The 11,592-nt window shown below is 68.4% G+C and carries 11 protein-coding genes; 2 read left to right on the plus strand and 9 right to left on the minus strand.

The genetic code is table 11. The features are described 5' to 3' along the window. Window positions 1-4: 4 nt before the first annotated feature. The 5 genes from GV790_RS21850 to GV790_RS21870 are packed head-to-tail and all read right to left on the minus strand — an operon-like array spanning window position 5 to window position 4,247. Window positions 5-1,273 carry a cytochrome P450 gene (locus tag GV790_RS21850; protein WP_163815504.1) on the minus strand — a complete coding sequence of 423 codons (1,269 nt, stop codon included), beginning with the start codon at window positions 1,271-1,273 and terminating at the stop codon, window positions 5-7. After that, complete coding sequence (locus GV790_RS21855) at window positions 1,270-1,875, minus strand: GTP-binding protein (RefSeq protein ID WP_163815506.1); 606 nt, start codon at window positions 1,873-1,875, stop codon at window positions 1,270-1,272. The genes GV790_RS21850 and GV790_RS21855 overlap by 4 nt, the downstream gene beginning before the upstream one ends. Continuing rightward, window positions 1,850-2,197, minus strand: coding sequence for a DUF742 domain-containing protein (locus GV790_RS21860; protein WP_163815508.1), 348 nt, complete (start codon window positions 2,195-2,197; stop codon window positions 1,850-1,852). Before GV790_RS21860 ends, GV790_RS21855 begins: the two co-directional genes overlap by 26 nt. Further along, window positions 2,194-2,628 (minus strand): roadblock/LC7 domain-containing protein, encoded by a 435-nt coding sequence (locus tag GV790_RS21865; RefSeq protein WP_163815510.1) that lies wholly within the window; start codon window positions 2,626-2,628, stop codon window positions 2,194-2,196. Before GV790_RS21865 ends, GV790_RS21860 begins: the two co-directional genes overlap by 4 nt. Next, the gene (locus tag GV790_RS21870; RefSeq protein ID WP_163815512.1) at window positions 2,628-4,247 is read right to left on the minus strand and encodes an ATP-binding protein; all 1,620 of its coding nucleotides are present in this window, start codon (window positions 4,245-4,247) and stop codon (window positions 2,628-2,630) included. The genes GV790_RS21865 and GV790_RS21870 overlap by 1 nt, the downstream gene beginning before the upstream one ends. A gap of 541 nt (window positions 4,248-4,788) precedes the next feature. On the opposite strand from GV790_RS21870, the gene GV790_RS31795 reads away from it, so the two are divergent. After that, window positions 4,789-7,014: a CHAT domain-containing protein gene (locus GV790_RS31795; RefSeq protein WP_163815514.1), complete on the plus strand. Its 2,226-nt coding sequence runs from the start codon at window positions 4,789-4,791 to the stop codon at window positions 7,012-7,014. Window positions 7,015-7,020: 6 nt separating this feature from the next. Beyond that, entirely contained in the window at window positions 7,021-8,484 is a 1,464-nt protein-coding gene (locus GV790_RS21880) for an esterase/lipase family protein (RefSeq protein ID WP_163815516.1), read from the plus strand. A 200-nt stretch (window positions 8,485-8,684) separates the two neighbouring features. Here the strand turns inward: GV790_RS21880 and GV790_RS21885 are convergent, their stop codons facing one another. From GV790_RS21885 to sufC, 4 genes are read right to left on the minus strand one after another with little or no spacing between them, the layout of a single operon-like run. Then, the gene (locus GV790_RS21885) at window positions 8,685-9,056 is read right to left on the minus strand and encodes a metal-sulfur cluster assembly factor (protein WP_014351642.1); all 372 of its coding nucleotides are present in this window, start codon (window positions 9,054-9,056) and stop codon (window positions 8,685-8,687) included. Further along, window positions 9,053-9,547: a Fe-S cluster assembly sulfur transfer protein SufU gene (gene sufU / locus GV790_RS21890; RefSeq protein WP_163815518.1), complete on the minus strand. Its 495-nt coding sequence runs from the start codon at window positions 9,545-9,547 to the stop codon at window positions 9,053-9,055. The genes GV790_RS21885 and sufU overlap by 4 nt, the downstream gene beginning before the upstream one ends. A 3-nt stretch (window positions 9,548-9,550) precedes the next feature. Further along, the gene (locus GV790_RS21895; protein ID WP_163815520.1) at window positions 9,551-10,804 is read right to left on the minus strand and encodes a cysteine desulfurase; all 1,254 of its coding nucleotides are present in this window, start codon (window positions 10,802-10,804) and stop codon (window positions 9,551-9,553) included. Window position 10,805: 1 nt separating this feature from the next. Then, entirely contained in the window at window positions 10,806-11,582 is a 777-nt protein-coding gene (gene sufC, locus GV790_RS21900) for a Fe-S cluster assembly ATPase SufC (protein ID WP_036537750.1), read from the minus strand. Between the last annotated feature and the right edge of the window lie 10 nt (window positions 11,583-11,592).

An 11,592-nucleotide genomic window follows, 5' to 3' on the forward strand; every position in this document is an offset into this window, starting at 1 on the left:
ATCCTTACCCTATGTTCAACGGTGGGGATTCAGGGAAGACAACGGGCAGTGCCGTCAGCGCCCGGTGGAAAGGCCCTGGGCGCCACGACAATTCCTCCGGCGGTTCGGCGAGCCGCATCTCCGGCAGCGCGTCGAGCAGCTGGTCGATGGCCTCCTGCACCACCACCAGCGCCACCGACTGCGCGGGGCAGGCATGCGGTCCGATGCTCCACGCCAGATGCGAACGATTGCCCGCCAGCTCGCCGCCGCGGATCGCCGGATCGGTATTGCAGCCGGCCAGGCTGATCAGCACCGGCTGATGCGCGGGCAGCCACGCGTTGTCGATCAGGATCGGCTGGCGCGGGTAGGTGGTGCAGAAATTCGCCATCGGCGGGTCGTTGAACAACACCTCGTCGAGCGCGTCGCGAGTCGACAGACTGCCGCCGAGCATGTCGCCGCCGAAGCGGTCGTCGGTGAGCATCAGCAGCAGGGTGTTGAGGATCAGGTTCTGCTGCGGTTCGAGGCCGGCGCCGTAGAAGCTGATCAGATTCGACAGCAGCTCCTCGTCGTCCAGGTTCGCCGGATGCGATACCAGCACCGAGGTGACGTCGTCGCCGGGCTGCGACCGCTTGAGCTGGATGAGTTCCATCAGCGCCTCGCTGAGGTAGTTCATCCCCCATTCGGCGTTGACGGTGTCGAACAGCGCGGCCATACCGGTGGCCACCCGCTGACCCAATTCCGGTGAGCAGCCGACCATCCGGTTCAGCACCTCGAACACCAGCGGAAACGCGTAATCGGTGACGAGGTCGGCCGAGCCCTTTTCGCAGAAGGTGTTGATCAACGGGATCGCGATCTTCTCGACCGTCGCGTTCAGCGCGTTCAGATCGATCTTGTCGATCCCCGCGACGTAGGCCTCCCGGTACCGAGCGTGTGCCGTTCCGCTGTTGCGCAGCGCGTTCGGATACCACTCCATCATCGGCTTGACCGGCGAGTCCGGCGGAATACTCGTCTGCCAGGTGCGCGGGTCGGCCGGGAAGTGATCGGGATCGTTGAGGATCCGCACCGCCTCCTGATAGCCGATCACCAAGGTCGCGGGCACATCGGGAGCCAGATCGATCGGCACCAGCGAACCGAAACGCTTGCGCATTTCCCGGTAGGCGCGGTGCGGATCGTCGGAGAACTCCTCGGTGTACAGCGACACCCGGGGGCCGTCGGAATCGATCGGGGATCCGTGCGCGACAGGGCAACCGCTCAACGGTGCGCGCGCTGCGGTGACGGGGTTATGGGTTGTCAAAGACGAGACTCCAGTCGATGGAACAGGAATTCGACGAGCATGATCAACGAGCGCAGGCATGTGCCTCGGTCACGTGCGTCCAGAGCGGTCAACGGCGTGTCCGGGGTGAGGTCGAGCGCGTCCCGGATCTCGGACAGCGGAAAGCGGTTCGCGCCTTCGAACTCGTTGACGCCCACCGCGTACGGCACACCGCGTTCCTCGAGGACGGACAACACCTCGTCGGACTTCTCGATCCGGCGGGTGTCGACCAGGACCAGCGCGCCGAGCGCACCACGGGCCAGCTCCTCCCACAACGGCACGAACCGCTGCTGCCCCGGCGTGCCGAACAGGTACAGCGCCAGTTCGGGATTGAGCGTGATGCGCCCGAAATCCATCGCCACCGTGGTCTGCACTTTGCCGGGCAGACCGGCCATATCGTCGATGCCGACGCTGGCCTGGGTGATGGTTTCCTCCGTGCGAAGCGGCTTGATCTCGGAAACACTGCTGACGAAGGTGGTCTTGCCGACGCCGAAATTCCCGGCGACGAGCAGTTTCACCGATCGGGTCACGGTCTCCGGCACATAGTCGACGGTGCGGTCAGGCCGGGAGAGCACGGAGCCCATTGAGAACCTCCTGGAGCAAAGCTATCTCCGGCAGTGATTCGGCCGGTGTGGGTATGGCGAGGTGTTCGGTGTCGAGGAGGTCGGCGGCGAGAATCTTGACCACCGAGGGCGGCAGGTCCAGGTAGGCGGCTATCTCGGCGATCGACAGCGCACCACGGGCACAGACGTCGGCCACTCGCCGCGCGTCGGGGCTCGTTCCCGGCCCCGGCTTCTGCACGGCGACGACGAGGGTGACCAGGTCCAATTCACGCGTCGGACGCGAGCGTCCCCTGGTCCGCACGTAGGCGCGGACCAGGTCGGGATCACGCCGCGGCCCGCTCATGACATTTCGCCGCCGTCAACGCTCCCGCGCGGCTGGCTGCCGAGTTCGTGGCCGACGCGCTCGGCCAGCTCGTTCATCCGGTGCGCGATGAGGCCCACGTCGATGTCGGTGGTGGTGGAAACTCCCAGCAGGGCGCCCTCGCCGGCCGCGGTGATGAGGATCATCCCCTGGTCGTACTCGGTCATGTTCTGCCGCACGCCGTTACCGGTGCCGCCGCAGAACTCACCGAGCGCCTTGCCGAGCGAACGCAGACCCGACGCCGCCGCGGCGAAACGCTCGGCGTCGTCCTTGGCGACTCCGCTGGAGTGCGCGATCCGCAGCCCGTCGTCGGACAGCAGGACCGCGAAGCGGACGCCAGGAATCTCGAGGTCCTCGAGTAACCAGCCGAGCTTGTTGGTGCTGTCGGTGACAACAGTTCTCGGTGAGCCCATCAGGATGTCATCCCTTCGGTGTCGTCGGTTGCGGCGGCGCGGCCGCTCTTGGAGCCGCTCTGCCAAGCGGCGGCGATCTCGGGCCGGGGCTTGCCCGGTTCGGTGCTCGAACCGTGCGAAGCGACCGGTGGCACCACCGCGACGGCGCGGCGGCGGCGCTTGGGCAGACCACCCGTGGTGACGTCGGTCATCGTGGGCCGGTCGTCGGTGTCCGGAAGGTCGGACAGCCCGGTCATCGCATTGCCCCCCGTCAACGTGGAACGCATCGGCGACTCGGACGCGCCGCTCCCCGCGGCCGATCCGAGAGTGGTCGAACGTACGGCGGTCGACTGCCCGGTAGTGGCGGCGGGCATGCTGGTGACGGCGGCCAGCGGCGCGGATTCCCTGACCCGGGCGCCCGCCGGTGCCGATTCGCCGTGCAGCACAGCGGCTGCCGGCCCCGAGGGCAGCGCCGCAGGCGCCGACGACGGGCCCGCAGCGACCGGCGCGGCCTCGCCTGCCTGCGGGGCCCGCGGGCTGACCAGCAACGATTCCGGGATGTACACCATCGCGCGCATGCCGCCGTAGGCGTTGGGCCCATCGATGTAGACGGTGAAGCCGTACCGGCGGGCCAGTGCCGCGATACCGGGGAAGCCCACCTTGGGGGCGGGTCCGAGCTGGTGGATGTCGACCGAGCGCTCGTGCGCGAGCACCTGCCTGGCCTCCTCCATCTGCTCGGCGTTCATCCGCACGCCCGCGTCGTCGACGATCACGGTGACGCCGTGATGGCCTTCCTGGAAGCTCACATCGACGTAGGAGGTGGGCGGGGAGTAGCGCAGCGCGTTGTCGATCAGCGCGGCGAGGGTGTGCACCAGCGGCTCCACCGAACGGCTGATCACCACCCGGTCCAGCTGACCCGAACGCACCCGCAGGAAGTCGCGCACGCGGCCGATCGCGCCGCCGACCACGTCGGTCAGCGACTGGGCGGGCCAGCGGCGGCCGGGCAGACCGCCACAGACGATCACATAGGACTGCGCCTGGCGGATCATCTGCTGCACGGTGTGGTCGATGCGGATGAGGGTTTCGTAGACGTCGTCGTCGCGGTGTTCCCGCAGCGCGGCACTGACCACCTGGCTCACGTCGGCGCCGAGGCTGACCACCGAGGTGCCGAACGAGCGCACCGCGGCGCTGGTGGCCTCACGAGCGGCCGTTTCGGCCTTCTCGCGCCTGGCGGCCTCTTCGGCGCGCACGCTCGCCTCGGCCGCGGTGATGGCGCGATGGGTCTGCTCCTCGGCCTCACGAACCGCGTTCTCCCTGGTCTCGGTCTGGATCCCGCGCATGTCCTCGGCGATGCGTTCCGATACCCAGCGCATGACCTGCGCGAATCGCGAATCCTCCAGACCCTCGGGGACTTCGACGATGCTCGCGGGCTGCTCATGCCTGCGCACGGATTCCGTCAGCGACGGCAGCGTGGTGGTGGCGAACCGCTCCAGGATCTCTTCGCGGATGCCGAGGTCTCGCTCCAGCGCGTCGGCGCGGGTCTTCTGCTCCCGTACCGCCCGCACCGCGTACCAGGCCACCGCGAGGACGAGAGCAGGAGCCAAGATCCACGGAACCAGCACGGCGATATTCAGATTCATCAGCTCTCTCGTTGACGGGGCTCGAGGGAGCGCCACAAGATGCCACAGCCTGCTGCCACAGCGCTTCGTTTCGCCTTCCTCGTGACGCCCGACCATGACTGCACCCCTGGCCGGATGAGGTTTCGCGTCGGGCACCCGGCAGAGCATCGAACACCCCCGACGGCTGCCCGAAAGCAACCGCCGGACAAGCACTTCGATCGACCGCCGAGCCAACGGAACGCACCGGCCCGACAGCCCGGAACCCGACGACTCGCCCACCCTAGCAGCAATGCCGCGAACTCTCCGCCGAACTGGCAAGGCGGACTCACAGAACGCGATCCGTTGCGGCGGAGGGTATCCCGTTATCGCACGTCAGCGGCGTAGGCAGGGTTATCGGACCGCCCGGTCGGTCCGCCCTCGTCGGGTGCGGATCCGCCGCAACGCACGTTCGCGGGGATGTCACCGGGGTTCTTTGGACGGCCGCGCGTTTCTGGAAGACTTCGACGGACACATATCTGCTGTGCGCGGCGGCGAGGCAGGAGACACGACAGGAGGGATCCCCGTGGATTTCGATCTCGTGGTCGACCTGCTGATCGCGTACGCGGTGGGCCGGCGGGCGCGCAGCAAGCTACAGGTGGGCGCATTGAGTGGCCGGGCGCTCGACACCGCATCGACCTTGGTCGGAGAGCTCGTCATGACCGATCTCGGCAGCAACGCGGCCATCGACCAGCTGATGCGGGAAACCAGGTCCGGCGCTGAACCTTCCGAAGCGACTCGCATCGCCGCGCGCGAGGTCCTCGAAGCAACGGCGCGGATGCATCGGCCGTTCCGGAACGCACTGGTACGCGCCATTTCCGGACACCCGGGCAGCTACTACGACGCGGCGCCCCCACCGAACACGCAGCCCCCGCAGGGCGGGGGCTACCAGGGTTCGGCGCCGCGTCCGGCTCCCCCGCCCTACGGATCCGATAAGAAGCGGCGCCGGCGCAGGCTCCGCGATCTCGTCCGGCCGCACGGACAACAGGCGCGGGACGACAGTGCGGCACCGGGAGTGCCCGGCCGCCCCCGGCTCGGGGAGGCAGTCCAGCTCGGGCCTGCCGAGTCCGATGACACCCGCGAAACCGCCGAACGTTTGCGGCGGATGACGCAGTCGACCGACGACGAGGCAGCACCGGCGGACCGCGAACCGGACGAGGCGATCTGGGCCTACGCCTGCTATCCACGACTGGAAGCTCCCGATGTCGTCGTGGCGCACGAACCGTTCCAGGTGACCGTCGGCCTGTCGGAGACCTTCGATATGGCCACCATGGTGTCCGGCCAGATGCACGTGTACTCCTCGGACCCGGAGTTCGAGATCGAGATCGAACTGCTGGTCGACCCGAAATCGCTGGTCGTCGCCGGTGATCCGCATACCACTGTGCGGGTGACGCTCGCGGATCCGTATCCGCGGCACACGTTCACCATGCGTGCGCTGACCGATCCGTCGCTGACCGGCGAACGCACCCTGCGGCTGATCCTCCGCAAACAAGGACGGATCATCGGGCTCGCTTCGCGCGTCCTCGTCGTCGCGCCGAATGCGAGCCGGCTGGCCACCACACCACCGCCACCGCCGCCGGCCCGTCAGCTGCTCGACCTCGGTTCGCTACTGGACGAGGCGCCGCCCGATCTCGTTGTCGTGGTCGTCCGGGCCGACGAACCGGACACCTACCTCTGGGATGCCTATGCCCTCGGCGGACATCTGGCCATCCCGGACGCGCAGCGGCGCAGCCGTATCGACCACAGCGCACGGGATTTCGCGACCTACACGCGCCGACTGGTCAAGGCCGAGGCGTTTCGCGGAGTCGCGATCTTCGACAACCTGAAGGGTTACGGCGATCTGGTGGCCTCGGCGCTGCCCAGCGGTATCCGCTCGGCGCTGCGCGAACTGGTACGCGACCGGACCGGAGCGCCTGCGGTGCTGTGGCTGACCGAGGAGTCGTTCGTGCCCTGGGAGCTGGCAGTGCTCGACCCTCCACTGCACACCGCGTACGCGGGGCTCGCCCCGTTTCTCGGCGCACATCTGGCCATGTCGCGCTGGCCGTTTTCGCCGGAAGGGCCGGCGCCGAGCCCGTGCCGGGAGCATCCGGTATTCGCCCAAGCCGTGCTCACCGCCGACTACGACGGCGTCAGGAACTTCCCTCCGCTGCCCGCCGCGGTCGCCGAGGCCGTGCGGTTCCGCGAGAAGTACGGGCCGGTCACGGCGCTGCCGCCGATGCGTGAGCAGGTGATCGACTGCCTCGAAGGCCGGGTGCCCGTCGATCTGCTGCATGTCGCATTGCACGGCACGTTCGACGTTGCCGTCCAAGAAGACGGTCTGGTGCTGCTGGAGCCACGCGGCGACGGGTTCACCGCGTCCTTCCTCACCGCCCTCGCCGTGCGCGGGCTGCGCAATACCAGCACCACCCCATTCATCTACCTCAACGCCTGTTCGGTCGGCGCGGGCCAGTCGATTCTCGGCAGCTACGCCGGATTCGCGACCGCACTGTTGCGCACCGGCGCGATCGGTGTCGTCGCACCTCTGTGGACCATCGACGACACCGTCGCCGCCGAGCTGGCGGCCCGCTTCTACGACGGCGCCTTCGCCGATCCGCCCGTTCCGGTGGCCGAGCTGCTGCGGCGCGCCCGCGCCGAATACACCCGCGACCGGGTGGCGGCCGATCCCCACCGGATCACCCCGACTCATCTGGGCTACCTGGCCTTCGGTCATCCACGACTTACACTGCGGCGGAACAGATCACCGGAAAGGTAACGGCGCATGCCCGAAGAGTTCCTGCTCGATGAGGACGGCCGCGCGGTCCAGGTGCACCGGCGGGTCACCTTGCGCACGCCCGGCCTGACGGGGCGGGCCACCGTGCACGAGGCGGCCGGTTCCGGGACGCGCGGGGCCGAGCAGACCACGGACGCGCTGGTGACGGCGTTGGCGCTCAACGAGATCGAGGAGGATCTCACCGTCGAGATCCTCGATCCGCGGGAACGCACCGACGCGGTGGGTACCCGGGCGGCGGGCGGACCGGACGATATCGTCATGGAAGTCGACGATCCAGGGCCGGGGTGGCGGCAGGTGGTGCTGTACGCCTCCGAGGACGGCGCCATCACCTGGCATTTCCCGCAGGCGGCGCCGGGCGTGCTGACCTACCGGATCCCACGCCCGGTGGTGGGGCCGACGGCAGCGCCCGGTGCGCATCGCGGGTTGACCGGCGCGATCGGCACCAAGATCTTGAAGGTGCTGGTCTTCCCGTTGGTGCGCGAGGGCGCGGGCTGGGTGGGTGCGCGGTTCGCCGAATTCGTCGAGAACAGGCGGCATCCGCACCGGCTGCGGGCGGCAGGCCCGGACGATTACCGCGCGCCCGCCCCCGAGCTGAGCGCCGAGGCGCTGGCGCAGATGGGTACCGGCCGGGCGTTGTTGTTGCTGCACGGCACCTTCAGTTCGACGCACGGCGCCTTCGGCGAACTACCGGTGGCGACGATGCGGGAACTGCACGCCGCCTACGAAGGCCGGGTCCTCGCCTTCGATCATCCGACGGTCTCGCGCACGCCGGTCGACAACATCCGCTGGCTCGCCGAGTATCTGCGACAGCGCGGCACCCGATTGGACGTCGATATCGTCTGCCATTCGCGCGGCGGGCTGGTGGGGCGGGTGCTGACCGAGCGGCCGGATCTGGCCGAGGTAGCCGACACCCTGACGGTGGGCCGGGCGGTGCTGGTCGGCACCCCGAACGCGGGCACCGCACTGGCCGACGTCGGCAAGCACGAACAGCTGCTCAACCGGTTCACTTCGCTGTTGCAGCTGGCGCCAGACAACGGCGTCACCGATGCCCTCGATATCGTGCTGGCGCTGGTGAAGCAGATCGCGGCGGGTGTCGCGGAAGGTCTCGACGGACTCATGGCGATGAATCCGAGCGCACAGTTCCTGACCGAACAGCTCACCGGCCGCCATCCCACCACCGCGCGCTATTTCACCGCGGGCGCGAATTATGAACCACCCGCGGGCTCGTCACTGCTGCGCATCGCAGGCGACGGCGGGGTAGACCTGGTCTTCGGCCGCGCCGACAACGATCTGGTGGTGCCGACGGCAGGCGCGCTCGCCCTCGACGGCACCCATCCCCTGCCGGTCGCCGACCATCTCGCCGTCGACGCCAGCGCGGCGGTCGACCATTTCGGCTACTTCGATCACCCGGCGTTGAACGACTCCCTGGTGCGCTGGTTGCGCACGGGCTGATCACGCCGCCGGCGTCCCGGCCATCCGGCTACTCGCGGCGGCGTCGACCGGCCGATCGCGCCGGGCCGGGCAGCGGGTCACCCGCTCCGGCGACCACGCCCGTGCGAAGCCGCCACCGCGTGGGGGCCCACCGAGTCCTGAGACGACCGTGACCACCGTGCTCGAGCACGGTGGTCACGGGAGAACGTATCGGGGTGCGGCTAGACGGTGAACCCGAGCGCGCGCAACTGCTCGCGGCCGTCGTCGGTGATCTTGTCCGGACCCCACGGCGGCATCCAGACCCAGTTGATCTTCAGGTCCTCGACCAGGCCGCTGCGCACCAGCGCATTGCGGGACTGATCCTCGATGACGTCGGTCAGCGGGCAGGCGGCGGAGGTGAGGGTCATGTCGAGGGTGGCGACATTGTCCTGATCCACCTGCATGCCGTAGACCAGCCCGAGGTCGACGACATTGATGCCGAGTTCGGGGTCGACGACGTCACGCATCGCCTCCTCGATGTCCTCGAGGTGCTTGATCTCCTCGGCCGACAGCTCGGCCGGGGCGGCGGCTTCGGTGGTCTCTGTTTCACTCATGACGTTTCCCCATTCGTGGACGGATCACTGCCCATTGTCCGCTTGGCATCCTCGGCGGAGGTGATGCGGACCACCGCGTCCTTGAACGCCATCCAGCCGAGCAGCGCGCATTTGACCCGCGCCGGGTACTTGGCGACGCCCGCCAAGGCGATGCCGTCGCCGATCATGTCCTCATCGCCCTCGACGGTGCCGCGGCTGGAGATCATCTCGTTGTAGGAGTCGACCACCTTCAGCGCCTGCTGCACCGGCAGCCCGATCACCTGATCGGTGAGGATCGAGGTGGCGGCCTGGCTGATCGAACAGCCCTGCCCCTCGTAGGACACATCGGCGACGTCGCCGTTGTCGTCCAGCTGGACGCGCAGGGTCACCTCGTCGCCGCAGGTCGGGTTGACGTGGTGCACCTCGGCACCGAACGGCTCCCGCAGCCCGCGGTGGTGCGGGTGTTTGTAGTGATCCAGGATCACTTCCTGGTACATCTGCTCCATGCGCATGACTTATCCAACCCCGAAGAAGCTCTGCGCCTTCCGCACGGCGGCGACCAGTTGCTCGACCTCGTCGACGGTGTTGTAGACCGCGAACGAGGCCCGCGCGGTGGCCGCGATGCCGAACCGGCGGTGCAGCGGCCACGCGCAGTGGTGGCCCACCCGGATCGCCACACCCTGATCGTCGAGGATCTGGCCGACATCGTGGGCGTGCACACCGTCGACCAGGAACGCCACCGCGCCACCGCGGTCGACGTTCTCGGTGGGGCCGATGATCCGCACGCCGTCGATCTCGCCCAGCCCGGCGAGCGCGGCGTCGACGAGGGTGTGCTCATGCGCGGCGACGGCTTCCATGCCGATGGCGTCCAGGTACCGCACGGCCGCGGCCAGGCCGATCACCTGCGAGGTCATCGGCACACCGGCCTCGAACCGCTGCGGCGGCGGCGCGTAGGTGCTGCGCTCCATGGTGACGGTCTCGATCATCGAACCGCCGGTGAGGAAGGGCGGGGTCTCCTCGAGCAGGGCCCGCTTGCCGAACAGCACACCGACGCCGGACGGGCCGAGCATCTTGTGCCCGGAGAACGCGGCGAAATCGACGTCGAGCTCCCGGAAGTCGACCGGCATATGCGGCACCGACTGGCAGGCGTCGAGCACGACGAGGGCGCCGACGGCACGCGCGCGGCGCACCAGTTCGGCGACGGGCGCGATCGCACCGGTCACGTTGGACTGATGGGTGAAGGCCACGACCTTGGTCGCCGGGGTCAGTTCCAGCGAATCGAGATCGATGCGCCCGTCCTCGGTGACGCCGTACCACTTCAGCGTCGCCCCGGTCCGGCGCGACAGCTCCTGCCACGGCACCAGATTCGCGTGGTGTTCGAGCTCGGTGATGACGATCTCGTCGCCAGGGCCCACGTGGTACGGGAAGCGGTCGTCGCCGAAGGCGTTGGTCACCAGGTTCAGCGATTCGGTCGCGTTCTTGGTGAACACGATCTCGCCCGCGTCGACGCCGACGAACCGCGCGATATCGGCCCGCGCGGCCTCATAGGCGTCGGTGGCCTCTTCGGAGAGCTGATGCGCGCCGCGATGCACCGCGGAATTGCTCTCCATGATGTAGGCGCGTTCGGCGTCGAGCACCGCGAGCGGGCGCTGCGAGGTGGCGCCGGAGTCCAGGTACACCAACGGTTTCCCGTCCCGGACCGTGCGGTTCAGGATCGGGAAGTCGGCCCGGACCCGGGCCACGTCGAGGGTGCGGACCGTAGCGGTCATATCAGGCTCCAGCGGTGGCGGACTGAGTGAAGCGGACGTAGCCGTTGGCGTCGAGTTCCTCGGCCAGTTCGGCGCCGCCCTCGGCGACGATGCGACCGCCGACGAACACGTGCACGAACTCCGGCTGGATGTAGCGCAGGATGCGGGTGTAGTGCGTGATCAGCAGCACGCCGCCGTTCTCGCGCTCCTTGTAGCGATTCACGCCCTCGGACACGATGCGCAGCGCGTCGACGTCGAGGCCGGAGTCGGTCTCGTCCAGGATCGCGATCTTCGGCTTGAGCAGGCCCAGCTGCAAGATCTCGTGGCGCTTCTTCTCACCGCCGGAGAAGCCCTCGTTGACGCTGCGGTCGGCGAAGGCGGCGTCGATCTCGAGCTCGCTCATCGACTCCTTCACCTCCTTGACCCAGTGCCGCAGCTTCGGGGCCTCACCGCGCACAGCGGTGGCGGCGGTGCGCAGGAAGTTCGACATCGAGACGCCCGGCACCTCGACGGGATACTGCATGGCCAGGAACAGGCCCGCCCGCGCGCGCTCGTCGACCGACATCTCCAGCACGTCTTCACCGTCGAGGGTGATCGAGCCGGAGGTCACCGTGTACTTGGGATGGCCGGCGATCGCGTAGGACAGCGTGGACTTGCCGGAACCGTTGGGCCCCATGATGGCGTGGGTCTCACCGGAGCGCACGGTGAGGTTCACGCCCTTGAGGATTTTGATGGGCTCGCCGGTCTCGTCGGGGTTGGCGACCTCGGCGTGCAGGTCCTTGATTTCCAGGGTGGTCATGGAGTTCCTT

Source organism: Nocardia cyriacigeorgica (assembly GCF_010858045.1).
Taxonomy (GTDB): domain Bacteria; phylum Actinomycetota; class Actinomycetes; order Mycobacteriales; family Mycobacteriaceae; genus Nocardia; species Nocardia cyriacigeorgica_E.